Origin of the sequence: Denitrificimonas caeni (genome assembly GCF_905120345.1) — a bacterium.
GTDB classification, from domain to species: domain Bacteria; phylum Pseudomonadota; class Gammaproteobacteria; order Pseudomonadales; family Pseudomonadaceae; genus Denitrificimonas; species Denitrificimonas caeni_A.
Genome location: NZ_CAJHOA010000001.1, coordinates 17,829 through 39,064, shown reverse-complemented (window position 1 = coordinate 39,064; position 21,236 = coordinate 17,829). Strand labels below are relative to the sequence as shown.

20 protein-coding genes are annotated in these 21,236 nt (G+C 49.9%); 6 read left to right on the top strand and 14 right to left on the bottom strand.

Features of this window, described 5'->3' with window-relative positions; all coding sequences use genetic code 11:
* Positions 1-5 precede the first annotated feature (5 nt).
* From wrbA to JYJ62_RS00140, 5 genes are all read right to left on the bottom strand, one after another.
* Complete coding sequence (gene wrbA, locus JYJ62_RS00160; protein WP_205340164.1) at positions 6-605, bottom strand: NAD(P)H:quinone oxidoreductase; 600 nt, start codon at positions 603-605, stop codon at positions 6-8.
* A gap of 157 nt (positions 606-762) precedes the next feature.
* Positions 763-1,461: a pirin family protein gene (locus JYJ62_RS00155; RefSeq protein WP_205340163.1), complete on the bottom strand. Its 699-nt coding sequence runs from the start codon at positions 1,459-1,461 to the stop codon at positions 763-765.
* A 48-nt stretch (positions 1,462-1,509) separates the two neighbouring features.
* Positions 1,510-2,469, bottom strand: coding sequence for a quinone oxidoreductase family protein (locus JYJ62_RS00150; protein WP_205340162.1), 960 nt, complete (start codon positions 2,467-2,469; stop codon positions 1,510-1,512).
* Between the two features lie 85 nt (positions 2,470-2,554).
* Positions 2,555-3,526: a glutathione S-transferase family protein gene (locus tag JYJ62_RS00145; protein WP_205340161.1), complete on the bottom strand. Its 972-nt coding sequence runs from the start codon at positions 3,524-3,526 to the stop codon at positions 2,555-2,557.
* Between the two features lie 94 nt (positions 3,527-3,620).
* On the bottom strand, positions 3,621-4,028 hold the full coding sequence (locus JYJ62_RS00140) for a DoxX family protein (protein ID WP_205340160.1): 408 nt from the start codon (positions 4,026-4,028) through the stop codon (positions 3,621-3,623).
* A gap of 179 nt (positions 4,029-4,207) precedes the next feature.
* On the opposite strand from JYJ62_RS00140, the gene JYJ62_RS00135 reads away from it, so the two are divergent.
* The 5 genes from JYJ62_RS00135 (at position 4,208) to JYJ62_RS00115 (ending at position 7,729) form a co-directional block, all read left to right on the top strand.
* Positions 4,208-5,128 (top strand): LysR family transcriptional regulator, encoded by a 921-nt coding sequence (locus tag JYJ62_RS00135; protein WP_205340159.1) that lies wholly within the window; start codon positions 4,208-4,210, stop codon positions 5,126-5,128.
* Between the two features lie 220 nt (positions 5,129-5,348).
* A complete protein-coding gene (locus tag JYJ62_RS00130; protein WP_269751388.1) occupies positions 5,349-6,137 on the top strand; it encodes an AraC family transcriptional regulator in 789 nt (262 codons plus the stop codon).
* The gene (locus JYJ62_RS15930) at positions 6,053-6,349 is read left to right on the top strand and encodes a helix-turn-helix transcriptional regulator (protein ID WP_420042807.1); all 297 of its coding nucleotides are present in this window, start codon (positions 6,053-6,055) and stop codon (positions 6,347-6,349) included. The genes JYJ62_RS00130 and JYJ62_RS15930 overlap by 85 nt, the downstream gene beginning before the upstream one ends.
* Before the next feature lie 108 nt (positions 6,350-6,457).
* The gene (locus JYJ62_RS00120; protein ID WP_205340156.1) at positions 6,458-6,793 is read left to right on the top strand and encodes a class II aldolase/adducin family protein; all 336 of its coding nucleotides are present in this window, start codon (positions 6,458-6,460) and stop codon (positions 6,791-6,793) included.
* Between the two features lie 9 nt (positions 6,794-6,802).
* Positions 6,803-7,729 (top strand): TauD/TfdA dioxygenase family protein, encoded by a 927-nt coding sequence (locus tag JYJ62_RS00115; RefSeq protein ID WP_205340155.1) that lies wholly within the window; start codon positions 6,803-6,805, stop codon positions 7,727-7,729.
* Positions 7,730-7,868: 139 nt separating this feature from the next.
* Here JYJ62_RS00115 and JYJ62_RS00110 read toward each other — a convergent pair whose 3' ends face one another.
* From JYJ62_RS00110 to JYJ62_RS00100, 3 genes are all read right to left on the bottom strand, one after another.
* The gene (locus JYJ62_RS00110; RefSeq protein WP_232365677.1) at positions 7,869-8,804 is read right to left on the bottom strand and encodes a 2-hydroxyacid dehydrogenase; all 936 of its coding nucleotides are present in this window, start codon (positions 8,802-8,804) and stop codon (positions 7,869-7,871) included.
* Between the two features lie 73 nt (positions 8,805-8,877).
* Entirely contained in the window at positions 8,878-9,648 is a 771-nt protein-coding gene (locus tag JYJ62_RS00105) for a class II aldolase/adducin family protein (protein ID WP_205340154.1), read from the bottom strand.
* 39 nt (positions 9,649-9,687) lie between these two features.
* Positions 9,688-10,527 carry a TauD/TfdA dioxygenase family protein gene (locus JYJ62_RS00100; protein WP_205340153.1) on the bottom strand — a complete coding sequence of 280 codons (840 nt, stop codon included), beginning with the start codon at positions 10,525-10,527 and terminating at the stop codon, positions 9,688-9,690.
* A gap of 237 nt (positions 10,528-10,764) precedes the next feature.
* Here JYJ62_RS00100 and JYJ62_RS00095 point away from each other — a divergent pair, with 237 nt between their 5' ends.
* Positions 10,765-11,418, top strand: coding sequence for a TetR/AcrR family transcriptional regulator (locus JYJ62_RS00095; RefSeq protein WP_205340152.1), 654 nt, complete (start codon positions 10,765-10,767; stop codon positions 11,416-11,418).
* Between the two features lie 43 nt (positions 11,419-11,461).
* Here JYJ62_RS00095 and JYJ62_RS00090 read toward each other — a convergent pair whose 3' ends face one another.
* The 6 genes from JYJ62_RS00090 to sbcD form a co-directional block, all read right to left on the bottom strand.
* Entirely contained in the window at positions 11,462-13,303 is a 1,842-nt protein-coding gene (locus JYJ62_RS00090; RefSeq protein ID WP_205340151.1) for a DUF294 nucleotidyltransferase-like domain-containing protein, read from the bottom strand.
* Between the two features lie 72 nt (positions 13,304-13,375).
* Positions 13,376-13,891, bottom strand: a complete 516-nt coding sequence (locus JYJ62_RS00085; RefSeq protein ID WP_205340150.1) for a hypothetical protein — start codon at positions 13,889-13,891, stop codon at positions 13,376-13,378.
* A 98-nt stretch (positions 13,892-13,989) separates the two neighbouring features.
* Entirely contained in the window at positions 13,990-15,795 is a 1,806-nt protein-coding gene (locus tag JYJ62_RS00080; protein ID WP_205340149.1) for a sodium:solute symporter family protein, read from the bottom strand.
* A gap of 4 nt (positions 15,796-15,799) precedes the next feature.
* Positions 15,800-16,060, bottom strand: coding sequence for a DUF4212 domain-containing protein (locus JYJ62_RS00075; RefSeq protein ID WP_205340148.1), 261 nt, complete (start codon positions 16,058-16,060; stop codon positions 15,800-15,802).
* Between the two features lie 454 nt (positions 16,061-16,514).
* Entirely contained in the window at positions 16,515-19,940 is a 3,426-nt protein-coding gene (sbcC, locus tag JYJ62_RS00070; protein ID WP_205340147.1) for an exonuclease subunit SbcC, read from the bottom strand.
* A complete protein-coding gene (gene sbcD / locus JYJ62_RS00065; protein WP_205340146.1) occupies positions 19,940-21,157 on the bottom strand; it encodes an exonuclease subunit SbcD in 1,218 nt (405 codons plus the stop codon). The genes sbcC and sbcD overlap by 1 nt, the downstream gene beginning before the upstream one ends.
* Between the last annotated feature and the right edge of the window lie 79 nt (positions 21,158-21,236).

Genomic DNA, 21,236 nt, shown 5'->3' with positions numbered 1-21,236 from the left:
GCGTATTAGGCGTTAAGCTTAGCGGCAATTTTAGCCACATGCGCGCCCTGATGACGGGCGATCGCTAACTCACGTGGATCAGGCTGACGCGAGCCATCACCACCGGCAAGCGTCGATGCACCGTAAGGTGTGCCGCCGCCCACTTGTGAGACATCAAACAATTCTGGCGTGGTGTAACCGATTGGCACAATGATCATGCCGTGGTGTGCGAGCGTGGTCCAAGTTGAGGTAATGGTCATTTCTTGGCCACCACCGGTACCTGTTGAAGTGAATACGCTAGCGACTTTACCGGCCAGCGCGCCTTTCGCCCACAGCCCTCCGGTTTGGTCGAAGAAGTTGCGCATCTGCCCGCTCATGTTGCCGAAGCGCGTTGGTGTACCAACGATAATAGCATCGTAATCAGCCAACTCTGCTGGTGTCGCCACTTCTGCAGCTTGATCCGCTTTACCACCGGCATTCTTAAAAATCTCGGCACTCATGGTTTCTGGCACACGCTTAATCGTCACCTCAACCCCAGCCACACCACGCGCGCCTTCAGCGACCGCATTAGCCATGGTTTCGATATGGCCGTACATTGAGTGATAAAGAACCAGTATTTTAGTCATATTTGTTTCCTCTTTTAAGACTTAACTTTGTTGATCTGTTAGCTAATCGAGGCAAATCACTTGCCAAGCATCCCCTATGGGGAAGTTTCTGTTAAACGTTCAATTTTAAGGTCAGCACAATTCACTGCATATTTATTCTGCACAGGGATAGCATGTTTTATGCGACATCCACTAACACAATTTCGCTGTCCTGCTGAGCACTCACTCTGAGTAAAGATTCATCACTGATTGCCACGCCATCACCGGCTGCAGCAACAACACCGTTGATCTCGATTTGGCCACTGGCTGGCACTAGATACACCTTGCGTCCAGGAGCAATTTGATATTCGGTGCTTTGCCCAGCCTTTAGCGTTGCCGCGACTAAACGGGCATTGGCACGAATCGCTAGCGCGTCAGTATCTCCGGATAAACCACTGGCCAGAGTGACAAAAGAGCCACTGCGCTCGCCCTTAGGGAAAGGCTTAGTACCCCAACTTGGCGGTAGGCCCTTTTCATCAGGCATGATCCAAATTTGAAAAAGTTGTGTCGCTTCACCCTCTTCATTCATCTCGCTGTGAGTAATGCCGGTGCCGGCACTCATCACCTGCACATCACCGGCTTCAGTACGGCCACGGTTGCCCAAGCTGTCTTGGTGGGTAATCGCACCGCTACGTACATAGGTGATAATTTCCATATCTCGGTGTGGATGCGCTGGAAAGCCCGAGCGCGCGGCAATAGTGTCATCATTCCAGACACGAAGATGGCCCCAGCGCATGCGCTTAGGATCGTAATAATCCGCGAAAGAAAAATGGTGGCGCGTATCCAGCCAGCCATGTTGAGCACCGCCAAGCTCGCTGTAAGGTCGTAATTCAATCATAGTAAAACCTCCTGCTGATATTTAATTCTTATCAGCCAAACATGTTGGTTATGGAATCAATACAATCTTTTCTGCCGCGCCAGCGCTAACCTGTTGATAGGCTGTCACGGCTTGCGACAAGGGTAATTCGATAAAACCGCTGGGTGCGGGCAGTCCCGCATCAAATGCTTCGCCGATACGCTTAAGCATCTGCGCACATTCCTCTAGGCTGTAGAGCAGCGAATTAATCCCCACAATTGAGCCGCCACGGCGATACAGATTCAAGGACGACAAACTGATCACGCCATCCTTGGGTGCGGCAATAATCGCGACACGACCAAAGGTATCGACTGTATTGACGGCTGCTGCAAGCCAGAAACCTGTGGTTTCAAAAATCACTTCAGGCGCTTGCTGCTTAAAGTGCTGGCGCGCCTGTTCTGGCAACTGCTCTTCTGCGCTTAACTGAAAAGCGTTAATACCTTGGGTTTGCAGGCTTTGCACAACATCGGCACGACGTGCCGCCATGACCACCTCGGCACCGCGCGCCTCGGCTAAAACCTGTGTCGCTTTAGCTACTGCTCCAGCACCGATAATCAGCAAGCGCGTTCCCGCTTTAACGTGGCTGCGTTCAAGCGCATCCCAAGCGGTGATAAAAGGCACGCCGCAGGTGGCCGCTTGGGCAAAGGTCAGTGACTTGGGTAGCGGCGTGACTGCGTTGACTGGCACCGTGACATACTGCGCATGGCAACCATCACGATAAAAACCAAAACCCTGACCGCTACCGCCCCACACGGCTTGACCCAGCAACTGTTCAGGCCCTGCAACCACTACGCCAGCAAAGTCTCGGCCAGGTATACGCGGCGTGGTGGTGTAAGGAAACAAGCCCAATACATTCTTAATATCGCTAGGATTGACGCCGGTGGCACGCACCTCAACCAATACCTCGCCCGCGGCTGGCACGGGCTTTGCCAAGTCATGTAATTGCAACGTATCTAAAGAGCCGGTGGCAGAAAATTGTAGCGCTTGCATAAGACACCTCAATCACTGGGTAAAGCGATACCGAGCTGAGCAGCGAGTCAATAGCCACTCAGCCGGCTTGGTTGTGTAGCAACAATCACTTACGGCCATGTGGCCGAGCAAAATCCAACACTGGACCCGCTGGCACCACACCGGTGGGGTTAATGGTGTCGTGACTGCGGTAATAGTGCTCTTTGATATGTTGCATATTGACCGTCTCAGCCACGCCAGGCCACTGGTACAGCTCGCGCATATAACCGGCCACATGCGGATAATCTTCAATCTGCTTAAGATTGCACTTAAAGTGACCGTGATACACCGCATCAAAACGAATCAGCGTGGTAAACAAACGCCAATCCGCTTCGGTGATCTGGTCGCCCACTAAGTAGCGTTGCTTGGAGAATCGGTGTTCAAGCTCATCCAGTGCTGCAAACAAGGGGAACACTGCCAGCTCGTAAGCTTTTTGGCTGGTGGCGAAACCGGCCTTGTAAACACCGTTATTGATGGTGTCATAGACATGCTCGTTGACACGATCAATCTCAGCACGTAACGCTTCTGGGTAATAATCGCCAGGCTTCGCGCCAATCTCATCAAAAGCTGAGTTGAACATACGAATAATCTCAGATGACTCGTTGCTCACCATCACATTGTGCTGTTTATCCCACAGCACTGGAACTGTGACACGCCCACTGTACTTAGAGTCTGCCGCCGTATAAATCTGGTGCATATAGGTGGCTTGAAACAACGGGTCAGCAACGACGCCTGTATCTTCGATAAAAGTCCAGCCATGCTCTCGCATAAAAGGGTTGACCACTGACACTGAAATCATCGACTCAAGCCCTTTGAGCTTACGAAAAATCAGTGTGCGGTGCGCCCAAGGACAGGCCAAAGACACATATAAGTGATAGCGTCCGGCTTGCGCTTTAAAGCCTGCTACGCCGCTTGGTCCAGCGCTGCCATCAGCGGTGACCCAGTTACGAAATTGTGATTCACTGCGCTCGAATTTACCGTCAGTGGAGTCAGTGTCATACCATTGGTCATGCCATTGACCGTCTACTAATAAGCCCATGTTAGAGCCTCCATTTGTCTGTGAGAATCGTGCACGAAGGAAGACCATCTGCCTGCGTGCTTATGTTATGTAGGTTGGCGATAGACGCCGAAACTTAGAATGAATCAGCGCGGCCGTTGCCTAAGCGTGCACTGAGCATACTGTCCAGCGAAAGCTTACCGCCGCCGTTTAAGACTAAAGCACCAGTGATGGCCAGTAACGCCAGGCCAAATTCATAGCCGTTGTTACTCAAAAACAATCCGTTAGGCAGGTGCACTGTGATGACTGCAACCAGCATGGTCATTGCCAGCACAAATGCAGCAGGTCGCGTCAGCAGTCCAAGCAGCAGTGCGATACCACCAAAGAACTCTGCACTGCCGGCGGCCAGCGCCATTAAGTAACCCGGCTGCAAACCAATCGAAGCCATCCACTGCGCCGTCCCTTCCAGACCGCCGCCGCCGAAACTACCGAATAACTTCTGTGCACCATGCGCTGCGAAAATAGCCCCAGCGCTAAGGCGCATGAGCAAGCTGCTCAAGCTGTTGTCAGTGGTCAGTGGTCAGTACGCGCTGAATTAAAGCTTTGCTCATGATGTTGTCTCCAAGTAGTATCAGTTATGTTGTTTGATGTAACTACTATATTGCAAAGGCCAAACAGATAATAACGGAACGTTTTGACCTTTATGGTCAGGAAAACTGAACTATGACGTTGCTTATCACTTTAGATGCCTTGCAAACTCTTGACGCAATCGAGCGTCGTCACAGTTTTGCCGCTGCGGCAGAAGAGTTGCACCGTGTGCCATCCGCCGTTTCTTACACTATCAATAAACTCGAAGAAGATCTGGGCGTTGAGCTGTTTGATCGCAGCCGTCGTAAAGCCGAACTGACCGCCATTGGCCGCCTAGTCCTCGAACAAGGCCGACACATTCTCAAGGCTTCGCACGCGTTAGCGGCACAGGCCCGTCAAGCCGCGAATGGCTGGGAAGTTGAGTTGCGCATTTGTATTGAGAGTGTACTGAGCTGCGACGCTATCTATGATCTGATTGAAGAGTTCCAGCACGTCCAGCCCAAAACCCAGATACGCCTCAGCGAAGAAGTCCTCAGTGGCAGTTGGGATGCACTCATCGATGATCGCTGTGATTTAGTCATCGGCGCCGAAGGTGCGGCCCCAGCGTCAGGTTTTGCCCAACATGCACTGGGCCAAGTGATCTTTGATTTTGCAGTTGCCGCTGGGCACCCCTTAACGCAACTGCCCACGCCTCTGCCCGCCAGCGCGATCTTGGACTACCCGACCGTGATTGTCTCCGACAGCTCACAGCGGTTAGCCACGCGCTCCGCTGGGCTACTGGATGGCCGTAGCCGTATTTATGTGCCCAGTATCGAACACAAAATAGCTGCACAACGCAAAGGGCTTGGTGTGGGCTATTTACCGCGCCATCGCATTATGCAGCAATTAGCACAAGGTCAATTAGAGATCTTAACCTTGGATGTGCCGCGCCCGCCGGTCGATATATCAGTCGCGTGGCAACGCAACAATAGCGGTAAAGGCTTACAGTGGTTTGTCGAGCGACTGCAACGCATGCAGTTTGACCCCGTCCTCGGTGGTCTGATGCAGAAGTTCTAGAGTCTGCTCCATTGCGGCGGTGATGAGTGCTGTCACCGCTCGCCTAACGCGGATAAAAACCCGTCGCCCACGCGCATCAGTGCACAGCGTGCTTGGCGCTTCAATACGAGCATCTGTTACCACGCAGTCTCTTACAGCATAAGCGAATCGTTCTGTACTATTATTAGCGATTTTGCTAGATTCAACGACCTCATTAACCCTCTGACAGGAGTGCTTCCCGATCAACACCGATGCTCGATATGTAGCTTGGCTTCTCGACTTTTTATCTACACAAGGGGTCGACACGCAGTCTTTGGCGCAAACTCACCGACTGACCGATCTGGAACAACTCAACACTCCTATTAGTCGTGCAACCCATAGGGCCTTGCTATCCGATGCGTTACGTATCACCGGTAACAGTGGGCTCGGATTAGAACTGGGCTTTCATCGATCACTGGCGACCTATGACCAACTCGCTTATCTGCTGATGAGTTCCTCAACGTTGCGCGAAGCAACAGAAAACGGCTTGCGCTACCAGAATTATCCAGGCCGTTTTTCAGGAAGAGAAATCATTACCACCTTCAGTGAAATAGATGGCCAAGGCTGCTATCAGGTCAGCGTCAAAGAAGGCTTAGACGCGTTTAGATTGCTGGCGGTAGAAGATGTGCTGAGCAGTATCATGACCACTGTTCGCTGGGTACTCGGACGGCCATTGCCCGTGACAAAACTACGCTGTGATTACCCTATGCCACCTCATTTCGCCGCCTACAAGGCCATTTTTAACTGCCCCGTACAGTTTGATGCGCCAGTCATTCAACTCTTCTTTGATGCAACCGTGCTCGACCAACCGCTACCTCATGCCAGCCCGCAAAGTGCGAGACTCTACGCGGCGCTGTGTGAAGAAAAAAGTATTGCCCGTCAGCAGGGTGATGTGGCCTGGCGGCTGTGTCAGTTAATCATCCACGACCCCGCCAACCCTCCGAGCATGACGGATGCTGCCGATATCCTGCATTGCAGTCCCGCACCCTAAGGCGCAAATTAAGCTCAGAAGGGTGGCACTACCAGCAACTGATTGACCAAGTCAGAGTGATTCGCGCACGCCGAGCACTGAGTGATCCGACGCAATCGGTGACCCAAGTCGCCTTGCAGGTGGGGTACGCAGATCACTCAGGCTTTCTGCGAGCCTTTAGAAAATGGACCGGTCTGACCCCTTCTGAGTTTCGCAGCAAATTGTTTGATTAATCGCAAGATTGTCCCTTAAGGCTTGTTTTATGGCCGCATTATCCTATCCACTAGCCTTTCCTCGGCGATAGAATCGGTCGTCATAATAATAGCAAAAGGATCAAGGCCGTGTTAAAGACCGATTACGTCAATGCCGCTATGCTGGCGAAGAACGAGGCCTGCGCGACGCTGATCGATGCCTTAGGCGATGCTAAGTGGGCGCTGCTTGCTCAACATGGTGCTCTAGTTGTTGGGCGTGACCTTCGCCAAGCCCACCTGCGTGCTGCGACCTTAGAATGGCGTTGCCGACGTGCTTATGAAGCACGCCTCGCCGGCCGCGCAGAGCCACTACCGAACGAATTGGTCGAAGAAGTCAGTCTTCCTGATCCAAACGGTTTCCCGTTTCTCTGGGAAGCCATGGCACGTCGCGAATTGCGTCGTGACCCCACAATCCTTGGCGCTTGAGGTAACCACATGTCACTGAATATAAAACCACTAAAAAACATTGGCATTGAGATTTTAGATTTTGATATTAGCCAGCCCTTTACCGATGAGGTAAAAGAGCAATTGCGCGCACTTTGGTACGAATACGGCGTTTTAGTCTTTCGCAATCAAGATATGAATCCTGAGCGGCAAATTGAGTTCAGTCGAATTTTCGGCCCATTGGAACTGCACCCGCTCAAGGCCACCACTTCAGATAAATATCCAGAGTTATTCGAACTGGAGAATGGTGGCGACAAAGATAAGCATATGACTGCCCTCTATAAAGGCGAAACTGTTGTTGGCCGTCTCGACTGGCACATCGACCTGCATTACACCGGTAAACCCAACCACGGCGCAGTACTCACCTCGGTTGAAGTGGCCGGTGAAGGTGGCTTAACCGGTTTTGGCGATCTGGCTAAAGCCTACGAGGCGCTGGATGATGAAACCAAAGCCCTACTAGAGAACATCGAAGTTGCCTACGCTTTCAGCATGCAACGACGCAATATGCGCTACGTCGACCTAGAGGGCTATGAGCCAGGTCCTTACAGCCCCAAAAAACCTTCAGACGTGCGTTTCCCTAATTTCCCCGAGTCCGTCTACCCTGCGGTGATGACACACCCAATCAGCGGCATGAAAGTGCTCGGCATTGTCGAGCAGTTCCTCGATCGCGTTGTGACACCACACAAAGTCGGACTGTCAAATGATGAATCAATTGATTTACTCAAACGCTTAGTTGCGCATACTCGTGACCCTCAATTCCATTACTTCCACCAGTGGCAAGTTGGCGATATGGTGCTGTGGGACAACTGGCGCGCGATGCATTGCACCACAGGAACGCCACCCGGTGTTCGTCGCCGTATCAACCGTACAACCATTGAGGGCAAGCACACCTTGGGTAGAATTTTACTCGATGAGTGAGCCAGAGACGTATCGCATAGCTAGCCTACCAGCACGATTAAGGCTGAGTGTCGCAATAGACTGAGAACTGCAATAACAGGCATGCCCCGACGACACAAACATGTGCTGTCGGGGTAGCAGTGGTGCCAGATCGCTGAAGTTAAATCACTGGGGTTAAAACCGGCTGACCTGCAAAATAAGCCGCTAAATTAGTAAAAGTCAAATCCAGCATCGCCGCTACGCTAGCCTCTGTCGTACTCGCCATATGTGGGGTCAAAACCACATTAGGTAAATCTTTTAGCGCTTGCGAAACATGCGGCTCATCACAAAACACATCCAGTCCAGCAGCAAGAATAGTTCCATCACGTAAGGCCGTCACTAACGCGTCTTGGTCGACGATCGAGCCACGTGCAATGTTAATCAACACACCGCGCGACCCCAGTGCGGCCAATACAGCCTGATTGATCATGGCATGCGTTTGCGCATCTGCACTTGCACAGACCACCAGATAGTCCACACTGGCTGCCAGTGCGAGTGCATCATCACACCAGCGGTAAGGCACATCAGTCTTTGGCGTACGCCCAGTATAGGCAATGCTCATCCCGAACGCTTGTGCACGCAAGGCGACCGCTTGACCAATACGGCCTAGACCAATAATACCCATACGCCCACCAAACACCCTCGCCGTCATCGGGTAACGCCCGGTCTCCCATGCACCGCGACGGACAAATTGATCAGCCGTATGGATCTGACGCGCGGCACACAGCAGCAATCCCATGGTAAAATCGGCGATATCTTCGGTCGATAATCCTGGGGTGTTGGTCACGCAAATATTGTGTTCACGCGCCGCCTCAAGATCGATTCCATCGTACCCCACCCCCATGATCGAAATCATTTCCAGCGCAGGCAATTGTTTGATCAATGCGCGAGGCACACTGGATTGAGCCGTGGCAACGATAGCGCGCACAGTAGGCGCCAGCAGCATAAACTGATTCGCATCCAGTGAGGCATGCAGGTGGCAAACGAAATGCTCATGCAAACGCTGCATCAAACTGTCAGGCAAGTAGGATAAGAGTAATAAAGTCGGCTTCATCATATTCTCAGTTCTCAGAATATATTAAATATCAGCAGCATGGCTGTTGGCCATGCTGCTCCAAATATGAAAAAGCTTACTCAAGCACCGTTGCATCACGGCGGATTTCTTCACGCGCCATGGCTTCCCAAAGGAAGGGGAAACCATGTGCATCGGTACGCTCGCCAGTTGCCACGACAACATCGGCAGGCAAAGGAGTGCCACCGCCAATCGCTTCAACACGCCATGCCAGGCGGCTGCGCCACTCTAAGGTGATGGCGCGTAAGTGCGCTTGGCGAATACCGTTACCGACCACGAGCACACCATGGTTAGCCAGCAGCGCCCATTTTGCTGAACCCAGTGCATCGACTGCAGCACGGCCAAACTCGAGATCCTCAACTGTACCGCGATACTCGTCATAGAGTACCGGATCAGTATCCACCAAGGCTGAGGTTTGGTCGTACACCGGCGGAATACGTCCAGCGGCTGACCAAACCGATCCCCAGACGGGGTGATTGTGAATCACCACATCCACATCATGCCGTGCATTATGGATATCCATATGCAGATTGATGGCTGGGGTGATATTCCACTCGCCTTCAATCACCTTGCCTTCTTTATCAAGGCGCACAATATCTGAGGCGGTGACTTCACCCCACGTCAGTTCCCACGGGTTAGCTAAGTAGGTGCCATCGTCCAGGCGCACGGTGATATGACCGGCAATATGGTCGTTGTAACCTTCGCGGTACAACACTCGGCACAAGAGCGCCACAGTCTGCCGCGCGCTCAGCTCAGGCAATAACGCATGACGGCCGGGTTTGGGCGCATAACTGGCAAGCAACTCGTGGTTCAGCGTATCTTTCAACATAGTTATTCCTCTTAAATTATTGTTATAAGTGTCGATTCATCACAGGTAAAAAGGCCCGCGAGAAAATACCGAGGCACGCTGCATACGTCGCTGGTGTGGCTTGTAATCGAGGATGGCGTTGTGCAGAACACTGCGGTTATCCCAGATCACCATGTCACCCACGCTCCAGCGATGGCGAAAACCAAAGTGGACCTGCTGACAATGTGCATGCAAGTAAGCCAGGATGGCTGAACTTTCCGCACAAGGCAGTCCGTCAATATGCGTGGTATAGGTCGGGCTCAAATACAAGGCCTTACGACCTGAATCAGGGTGCTGAATCACTAACGGATGCAGGTGCCGGCGGTTCATATTAATCACTTCAAGATAGCGCTCGTGCGTGACAAAATTCTGCCGCAGCGCTGCTGACATCGGTCCAATCATATCATGCCAAGCAGACAGACCATCCAGATAGTCCTTCATCCGCTGAGACAGCGCATCGTACGCCGTGGTCATACTGATCCAGCACGTATCACCACCAGCGGGTGGTAAAATCTGTGCGTGTGTCATGGTCACGCTTGGAGGGCTGGGCAGAAAGCTCTCATCGTGGTGCCACATATCAGCTCGATCGCCCAATTTGGAATCAATCACAGTGATCTGCTCAAACCCTTCGCCCAGATTGGGATAAAAGGTGTGAACTTCCGGCTCACCAAAATGCAGAGCAACCGCCAAATGTTGCTCAGGCGTGAGCTCTGGTACATGCAGTACAACGGCCTCATGCTTGGTGAGTACCGCCTCAAGTGCCGCCAGCGTTTCTGGCAGTAATAATGAAGCACAATCCAATTCAAGTACTTCGGCACCAATGCTTGGACCCAGCGGTCGAACGGTGAAAGATGAGGTCATGGGTAATCTCCCGATAGGGTCGGAACATCCGATTTTGTGGGGCGTATCACTACGCTCTTAGACATTGTTTGATCAACGAAAATAAGTATACTCAGGTTACAAAAATTGAGGTATTCGCATTCCAATGGCGCTCAGGTACACTCGTAACCACTTGATAGAATTGATAAAAATCAAATATAAAACATACCAACAAAGACAACACTCGTATTTCCATCAATAAAAAAGCGGTACACAAGCATGAGCACCAAGCCACCCAAAAAACAATTACCCAGCTTACGTAAACACCCCACTCAGTCACGCTCGCGGGCCTTAGTGGATGCCGTGGAGCAAGCCTGCTTAAAGATTTTGGATGAGTCAGGCGAGGCGTCACTGACCGTTGCCCATATTGCGGAAATATCAGGGGTAGCCGTCGGCTCAATCTATCAATACTTCCCCAACAAGGATGCGATCATCGCCTTGTTGTACGAACGGATTTTAGATGAGGAGTCTGCCGAGGTATTAGAGATGCGCAAAAAGCTGGTTGGCATACCCTTGAAGTCTGCCCTGCGGGATATTTTTGCCAATATTATTCGGGTTGAAACACGACTGTCTAAATTGAATAAGGCCTTTCATTTGCGTTACCACTCGGCCCTTCACCTCGGTATGTGGCGTGGCGAATACCGCAGCACTGGCGAATTTATCGAAGCGACATGGCTACCCTTGCTACACATCTACGCACATGAGGTCACCACCGAGCATCCTGCTCTAGCGGCGTATTTACTCGGGCAAGGCTTACGCAGCATGATCCGCTCGGTACAAGACGATATTCCAGAGCAACTGCAATCCCCTGCCTTACTCGACAGCTTGGTCGCCATGGCGATGGCTTGCTTACGCCCATCAGACCTCGACTAACCTCGCGCAATATAGAGCACTCAGCACAGCATGTAACCACCTCTTAAAAAGTCAAGTGGTAACGCTGAACAAGATACTTTTTAAAGTCCTTCACCACCGACAATGCATCGCGTAACAATTGACGTTCAAGCGCAGTTAACAGCTTAATATTCACCTCATTGGGGGTCTCATCTAGCTCGGTTGGATCACCACTATAACGCTCAATCTGCTGCTGCAAGCGCACTTGCACAAAGTAGCTCAGCGCCTCAGATAAGTTATCCGCCAGCTCTTTTTGTAACACACCGGTTTCGACTAACTGCTCAAGACGTTTAAAAGTATTGGTTTCCGCAACTTTACTTTCCAAAGCAATACTGCGTACACCATGCACGATGGGAAACACCCCGGCTTTTTTGATATCCAAGCCGGCACTGTCTTTCAGGCGACCAAAAAAAGTCAAGGGCGTATCAAAGCGCAACGCTGCTTTAGCAAAATGGGCAAAGAAGATTTCATTATCTTGAATACGTCGAAAGAAGGTATTACGCGCGACTTTAAACAACGCCGTATTGCCGGCTACAGGCTTACTGTCGCTGGCAATCGCCAAGTTCATGGTTGCCTCACCTTCGAAGCTTTGACTCCAGCGTGTCAACTTCTCGGCCCACTGCTTAGTCGAGTTCACCCACTCTGGATTAGACACCATGATATTGCCCGGGCATGGGGGAAAACCAAAGGAAATCAATGTCTCACTAAAGGTATTCATTACCTTATGCATCTGCGGCCAATCTAAACCGTCACGATAAATCAAACCATTATCCTGATCGGTTTTCATGATTTGCTCACCACGACCTTCCGAGCCCATCACAATTAGACACACATGTGGATGCATTTCCTGAGGCACAATCAAATCAAACAACTTACTTAAAATGCGGCTATTGAGCGCAGCTAATAACTCCATAACAAAGCGTGTTTTTACTCCAGTAGAAATCAACGCTTTAATCAAATCAGTTAAGCCAAAGGAAGCCTCACGCAACTCTTCAACCGTTTGCGCTCGCTCCACACGCAAACCAATCACATGCGAATGACTGGAAAACTGACTGAGTACATCAGTCAGTTCAATCACGCCAACTAGAGTGCGCTTAGCATCCATCACTACCACTCGCTCAATACGCTGCTGGGTCATAATAATCAGCGCGTTAAACAAATAATCATCAGGGTGGATAGTGATCAAACGGTAACTGGCAATTTGTGACACATCAGTGCTCAAGGATCGATGTTGCAGAATCACCGCATCCAGCAAATCCGTACCGGTCACCATGCCGTAGCGATTACCTTTTTTAGCCAATAGACAATCGGCTTTATGCTCACGCATTAAACGTGTGGCATCCTCAATCGAAGTGCCTTCTTCAACGATTAATGGTTCACGAATCGTACTGTCAGCAATACGTGCCAACATAAACTCGGCCATATCCTGATTGGGTGCATGCTGAGCAATAATTTCACGTTTAGCGGTTAAACTTTGTTGAAAATAGTCAGCAAATAACGAGTTGCTATCAATTAACTCCAGCAAGGTTTGGGTTGGAATCAGATGGCAAACAGTGGCTTCCACGGCAATAAAGTTATGAATTGCTTTGCCATTAAAGACGGACCAACTACCAAAATACTCACCGGCTTGGTAATGCATAAAAGCGGCTTGCTGTTGGATTAACTGCTCGCCGGGCTGCGTACTACACTCACTCTCAGCAATACGTCCTTGATAAATAACAAACACCCCTTGCGAGGGCTGACCTGCTGCGAGGACAATATCCAAAGGTTGGTATGCTTTATATTGCACATGACTAAGTAGCAGTATCTTTTCATCTTCAGTTAAGAAGCGAAAGGGGACTTGATCTACGTTGAACGTATCCGGCATGAGTGCAACTCCTGTTGCTTAATCCAATCAAAGATACTTTAGCCTGCCGCTGAAAGCATAACAACGCTATGCTCATTTAGATGTAGAGCACACCGTTAAAAACAATGCACTGTCACGATCAACAGATCGTGGTTGCTTAGACAGCACCTGATGCTCATCCGAGATCGCAATGATCTGCGCCTCTGTACAATTTAAAACATAGCTTTGATGGGTGACGACATCAATGTACTTCTTCTCAAAACGGTACTCAATAAACTCCACCAAGGTTAAACCATCAGCATCAAGCACTTTGAGATTATTGGTGTCCACCACGGTAAATACTGTGGTGACAGGGTAAAAATACGTCCATGGCCGCCAAAATACTTCGCCCTTATAGCTCGAGGTCACAACAGTGCCTGCAGGTTGGCGTGAACTTTGGTGATCAAACCAGTTGTACTCAAAATAAATCTGATAACCCAGCATGCCGATACCAGCGAAGGCAGGAATAATCCACTTGGGTAATGCCTGTCTAGAGATTGAGCGCAGTAAAAAAGCAATACCTGCTGCGCCCAAACCTGCACTGAATGTTGCAATTAAATGCCAAATCATAAACATCTCTTCTTGTTAGAAAAAAAACGGGCCTCAATTAAGAAGCCCGCTGTGTTACGTGCCTCAGTTGCTAATGCGACCGAGGTATTACTTGGTCATCAATGATCAATTGCAGCGCCCGCACCTTTTGGTGAGCGTACGCTTTCAACTAGATCTTGAATGTATTGTGGTGTTGGCGCAGTAACACTGCACACTGCGTAAGCAACCACGAAGTTAATCACCGCACCGATTGCACCGAAGGACAGAGGTGAAACACCCATGATCCAATGCTCTGGTGTGTTTGGCAACATCGCCGTGCTTGCTACGAAGAACCAGCCTAAGTAAGTGAAGATATACAGCAAGGTGCAGCCTAAACCAGCAGCCATACCAGCAATAGCGCCTTTATCATTCATTTTCTTAGAGAAGATACCCATCATCAGTGCAGGGAAGATTGACGCGCCAGCAATACCGAAGGCCAGTGCCACAACCTGTGCCGCAAAGCCTGGAGGATTGAGTCCCAACCAGGTTGCAAACACAATCGCTGCTGCCATGGAAATCCGTGCCGCTAACATTTCGCCTTTCTCTGTAATGTTTGGATTGATGGTTTTCTTAATCAAGTCATGACTGATTGCTGCAGAGATCGCCAACAGCAAACCCGCTGCTGTTGATAACGCTGCGGCAATACCACCAGCGGCAATCAAACCAATCACCCATGAAGGCAAGTTAGCAATTTCAGGGTTAGCCAATACTAAGATGTCGTTGTTTACCGTCAACTCGTTGCCAGCCCAACCACGTGACTCTGCTTCAGTAGCAAAGGTGGTGTTGGTGTCATCGTAGAACTGAATTTGACCATCATTGTTTTTGTCTTCAAACTTGATCAGGCCAGTGCCTTCCCACGTTTTAACCCACTCTGGACGATTCTCATACTTGATAGAGTTACCAAGAATTTGATCGTACTCAGCTTTATCAACCACTTGTGCTGCTGCATCTGGGTAAACCGTAGTCAGCAAGTTCAAGCGCGCCATAGAAGCAACCGCAGGCGCTGTTAAGTAAAGAAGTGCAATAAACACTAATGCCCAACCGGCTGACCAACGTGCATCAGCTACTTTAGGTACAGTGAAGAAGCGAATGATGACGTGTGGCAGACCGGCAGTACCGACCATCAGAGACAAGGTGAACAACACCATGTTCAAGTGGCTTGGTACATCGGCAGCGTAGTCACGGAAGCCGAGCTCAACCAATACTTCACTCAGTTTTTGTAGCAGTGGCGCACCTGATTCAGCGTGCGTACCGAACATACCAAACATTGGAATAGGGTTGTTGGTCAGTTGCAGTGAAATAAACACCGCAGGAATGGTGTAAGCAACGATCAGTACCACATACTGCGCAACCTGCGTGTAAGTAATACCCTTCATACCACCGAATACCGCGTACAAAAATACGATTGCCGCTGCGATCCAGATACCCGCTTCACTGCTCACTTCTAAGAAGCGTGAGAATGCCACACCGGCACCGGTCATTTGACCGATAACGTAGGTCACAGAAGCTAGAATCAAGCACAGTACCGCCATCAGACGTGCACCACGGCTGTAAAAGCGCTCTCCGATGAAATCAGGTACGGTGAACTTACCGAATTTACGCAGGTAGGGCGCCAGCAGCATCGCCAAAATAACGTAGCCACCGGTCCAACCCATTAAGTAGGCCGAACTGGCGTAACCGGTTGCCGCAATAATACCGGCCATTGAAATGAACGATGCAGCTGACATCCAGTCCGCCGCTGTTGCCATACCGTTAGCAATTGGGTGAACACCACCGCCAGCCACGTAGAACTCTTTAGTTGAGCCTGCACGGGCCCAGTATGCGATACCGATGTAGAGGATAAAGGAGCCCCCCACAAACAGCATATTAATCATAAATTGACTCATGCTGTTACTCCTCTAAACCAAATTTTTTATCAAGTCTGTTCATTCTCCAAGCATAGTTGAAGATCAACACGATAAAGGTTAGCAACGCGCCTTGCTGGGCGAACCAGAAACCTAAGTCAGTTCCACCAACCGAGATTCCGGACAGTAGAGGTCTGAGTAAAATGCCAAAGCCGTATGAAACTAAAGCCCATATAAACATCGAGCCCGCGATTAAGCGTAAGTTTGCCGACCAATAGGCAGCAGCATTTGTTTTGTCGTCTTGCATAATGCTCACCGTTGTTTTTATTTATGAATTGAAATGCAGCGTGGCAGCGCAAATTTAACAAGCTAATTGCCTGCAAGATAACCCCCTGCTTTAGTCTATTCACCGTTCGTAGACGCTTTTAATCATTCGAAAATAAGCTATTTTTTCCGAATTTTATCGAATTTAACTGTATTTTTACGAATTTAGCCGAAATAAATAAAAACAGCAGTCCATAAAAATAAACTTCAAGTGATAAAATATTTCTAATTGTGACCAGAAAACACAGCCACACAGAGGCTTCTCAAGAATTTGACCCGTCAGTCAGAATGTAAAAACAGCCTTTAAAAGCAGCACTACTGGATAGATCAATCAAAAAAAAGCGGTCAATCCAGCACAGTAATCTGCACAAGGTTGACCGCTACTGTTTTTCAATACGTCATTGAAAAACGTGGAGACGAAAACAATTGTGTGTCGGCTAACTCACTCGATAACACTCATCCAAAGTGCTATACCCCATGCCAGCGCTTTTACGCACTTTAATTTGTACTGGAATACGTTCTTTAAGAGCCTCAACGTGACTGATAATACCAATTGTTTTACCGTCAGCATTGAGGTTATCCAAGGCAGTAAGTGCCATCTCTAGGGTTTCGCTATCAAGAGTGCCAAAGCCTTCATCCAGAAACAACGAGTCAATGCGGGTTTTATGACTGACCAATTCAGACAATGCTAACGCTAAAGCAAGACTGACCAAGAAACTCTCACCGCCAGATAAGGTGCGCGTATCACGCTGAATATCCGCTTGCCACGTATCCACCACTTGAATCGCTAGCTCACCATGCTGGCTGCGACTGAGCTGATAGCGATTATGCAAAGTCAACAATTGTTGGTTAGCAAGAATCACCAAGTGATCCAGGGTTAAGCCCTGCACAAATTTTCGGTATTTACTGCCATCAGCTGAACCAATCAGACTATTGAGTTGTTGCCATTGGTCATAAACCACACGCTGCTGGGTGATGGTATCGAGTAAGGCTTGCTGAGCTTGGCGGTTGTAGCGATCGGTATCTAATCTGTGTTGTAAACTGCCGATCAGACGATTTAATTCCGCTTGCTGTGTATCGAGGTCTGCACGCTGCTGAGTTAACTCGGTATTGCTGAACTCGGTTTGTGGCTGCTCATTCAGTTCAGCAATACGCTGCGTCACCGCACTGAGCAAAGTCGCAGCATCTTGCGACTGAGCATCAAGCTTTGTTTTAAGCGCTTGTAATTGCTGCGCCTGCTGCTCAGGTAATAACGCCTGCAAAAATCCTGCTTCATCGACAAACACACTCAGTGCTAAGCGATTCAGCCAATCAGCTTGCTGGACACTAAACGCAGCCTGCGCCTGTACTAAACGTTCGGTTAGGCTATGAATCTGCCCTTGCAACTGTGCACGCTGACTTTCGGCGAGTTGCAGTTTACTGTGCATATCAGCACGTGCGTCCGTCAGATTTACAGCAGGCGCGCAGGTACGCCTAGGACTCACACCTAAGTCCTGCCAGTGCTGCTGTGCAATGTGCAATAGTTGCTCAGCAGCGACAAACTGACTGCGTAACTCAGCTATCCGCAGACTCAATTCCGCCAGTTGCGCAGTCCCTCGCTGCCACTGCTGCGACTCGTGTTCGCGCTCGATTAACCACTGCTGCGGATCCTCTGGCCAAGCGTAGCCAAGGTCAACCAACTGTTCAGCAAGTTGCTGCTGACGTTGTTCAATATCACTGTTTTGCGCAGTGATACGCTCAGCTATTTCTGCAAGCTGACGCTGCTGGTGCGCGAAGTGACTTTCTTCAGTATTGAGCTGTTGTTGCATGTCGTCCACAGCTTTTTCAGCCACAGCAAAATGCTGTTCACTACGTTTTAACGCCTCTTGTGCTTGGGTAATGGCAGTTAGGCGCTGCTGACAGGCAAGCAATGCCTGCTGGTGTGCGATTTGTGCAGCAGTAAAGTCAAGCTCACTCAATGTGTTGGCTAATTGTAAAGCCGTGAGGCGTTGCACTTTTTCAGTGTGCAGTTTGCCTCTCTCCTGCTCAGCGTCCGCTTGACGTTGTCGCAACAGTTCCTGCTCAGTTTTAAGCTGAGCCAGTGCCGTTGCACAACCTTGGCCTTGCTCGGTGAGCGCGTCCAATTCAAGCTTTTTATTATTCAGTACTTGCTCGGTCTGCGACACGTCCAGCGCTTGATAGGCGCTGACTGCGGGGTGTTCATGTGAACCACAGAGCGGGCACGCTTCTCCCGTTTGCAACAACGCACGTTGCTGCTCAAGGCTACTGATGCGGCGTTCTTGGTGCAGCAGTTGGGTTTTATCATCCACCTGCTCTTTCAGGCTTTTATACTGAGCACGCAAAGTGTCACGCAGTTGTTCTGCCGTTGTCATCTCAGCAGCCAGCTCAGTACTGCGCACAAGCCAACCTTGACTCGCGGTCTGCTGCGTGTGTTCTGCACTGTACAGGTGCGTGAGACGCTGGTAATGCTGATTGTTGTCATACAAGGTGTTGAGCTGCTGCTGCCACTCATTGACGCTGCGTTGCGCCAGCACCTCGGTCAGTCTGTGCTGTTGTGCCTGTAACGCGCTGTACAGTGGCTTAAGGGCGTCTTGTTGCTGTTTTAAGAGCGTGCCCTGGCTGTTCATTGCAACGGTCAAACGTTGCATTTGAGTGGCTAACGTTACCTGTTGTGCTTGCTCTTTTTCTAGAGTGACGTGCTGGCGAGCCACTAAGGCAAACTCACTGCGCCAACCAGCCATGTGCTCAGCCAGCTGTGCATGCGTTGCTGTTTGTTGACGTTGTCCTTGCAGCTGCTGCTGTGCGTGCTCAGTATCGTACAGTTGCGTGCTAACACCCTCTAAAGATTGCTGAGCATACTGGTAGCGCTGCCACGATAACTGCTCTATCTGCTGCACGCACTGGCGCTCTTGGTCTTGAGCAATCACTAAGCTGTGCTGACTCGTAGCGACAGTCTGCTGCGCCGCTTGCAGAGCTTTATAATCCATATGTAACTGTGCGGCAGGAGCATGTTCAGCTAAACGCTGTAAATCATCAGCATGCTGTTCTCTCTGGGCATGCACACGCTCCAATTGTATTTGCGTCTGCTGCTGCTCGGCCTGTGCCCGATCTAAACTAATACGCCACTGCTGCTGTTGATGGAGCTGATGTTGCTGTTGTTTTAACGTTTTTGCTTGTTCCTCAGCGCCAAGCAACTGTGCTTGCGTAGCATTCAGTTCCTCTACACTGAGTAGCTGCAAACCTTGCGCTCGACTGCTGAGGTTATCCAATTTTTGCCGTTGATCTCTTTGTTCTTCAAAGACTTGCGCAGAGATTTTGCCGTAAATCTCAGTACCGGTCAGCTGTTCTAATAACTCAGCACGATCTTTACCATTGGCTTCTAAAAACGCAGCAAAACCACCCTGCGCCAGCAACATTGACTGAGTAAAACGCTGATAATCTAAGCCCGTCAGTTCTTCAACGGCTTTGGCTTTTTCACTCAGTTTGTCGGTGAGAATATTACCTTCTAGATCGGCCAATTCAGCTTTAGCTTGCTGTAAAGCACCATCGGCTTTGCCACGCGCACGGCGCTGACTCCAAAAAGCGCGATAGCTCTTATCTTTAACAGCGAACTCAACCTCCACCAAGCAGTCGCTGGTGTGCCGTGTCATCAACTCATTGCTGGTTTGCGAGATCGTACTGATGCGTGGTGTACGGCTATACAAGGCTAAACAAATGGCATCTAGCAACGTTGTTTTGCCTGCGCCTGTCGGCCCAGTAATGGCGAATAAACTGCTGCCATTGAACGGCTCTTGAGTGAAATCAATCTTCCACTCGCCTTTTAAGGCATTGATATTTTTGAGGCGGATACTGAGAATTTTCATCACTCAGCCTCCTGCAAGCGGGCTAACACTTGGTTATGCAGACCGTGCAACACACTAACCTGCTCTGCGCTGAGTTCTTCTTCATGCAAGCGCTTGGCAAACACCTCTTGCGGGGTTAACTCCGCTAATATCTCGCCTTTTTCAGCGGTTAATCCAGCCACTTTAGTACCACGCATACGGCGCACGCGTAACACCTCAACCGGTAATTCAGCACACAGCGCAGTGACGCGTTCTTCTAAATCATTATAGTAATCATCCGCCTGAACTTGAATTTCCAGCCACGTTATCGCGTCTTGATCAAGCTGCTCAGCCAACTCAGCAAACTGCTGTTCCAGCTCGTTTAAATTACCTGCTAAAGAGATTAAACGCTGAAAGCATGGGATATCGAGTACCGTCACCGCCTGTAAGCCTGCAACATTGAGGTCAACTACCAGCAACTGCTTTTGCTGCTTGGCCTCATCAAAACTTAAAGCAATCGGTGAGCCGCTGTAACGAATATGCTCCAGCCCAGCGACTTTTTGCGGGCGATGAATATGTCCCAGCGCCAAATAATCAAAGGCAGGAAAAGCATCGGTTGGAAAAGCTGTCAGTGTGCCAACATAAATCTCGCGCACTGACTCGGTCAGACTGACACCCACCGTAGTTAAATGGCCGGTACCAATAATCGGCACAGCAATGCCCTGCTGCGTACGTATGGCCTCAGCCTTAGCAAACAACTGTGCATAATGAGCGGCAATCGCCTGCTGTAAATCACTTTGCTTATCTTCAGCGCTTTGCCCTGCTCGGCTGCGCTGCACATCACGCGGGCGGATATAAGGAACCGCACAAACAATCGCCCCGACTTGACCATCACGCTGTTTAAGTACTACTAGCTGTTCATCAAGGTTGTCTGTTACAGCGCTAATTACATGGGTATTGAGGCGCGCCAGTAAGTTTTTGCTTTCATTGAGCATGGCCACTGAGTCATGATTCCCGGCAAGAATCACCAACTGGCAATCGCTGGCCTGCATTTGTAAAATAAAATCATGGTATTGCTCACGGGCATAGCTCGGTGGCGTTCCCGTATCAAATAAATCGCCAGCAATAATCAACGCATCCGCTTGCTGCTCTTGCACGGTTTGCACCAACCAATGACACCACGCACGATGCTCAGCTTGACGAGTCCTGCCCATAAAGTGCTGGCCTAAATGCCAATCGGAGGTGTGTAAAATGCGCATTGCGGTGGCGTCCTTTTGCTGTATCGATCGAATAAAAATGCCCTCGGCCTGTTCAATCCTTTATCGTAGGATTCAACAG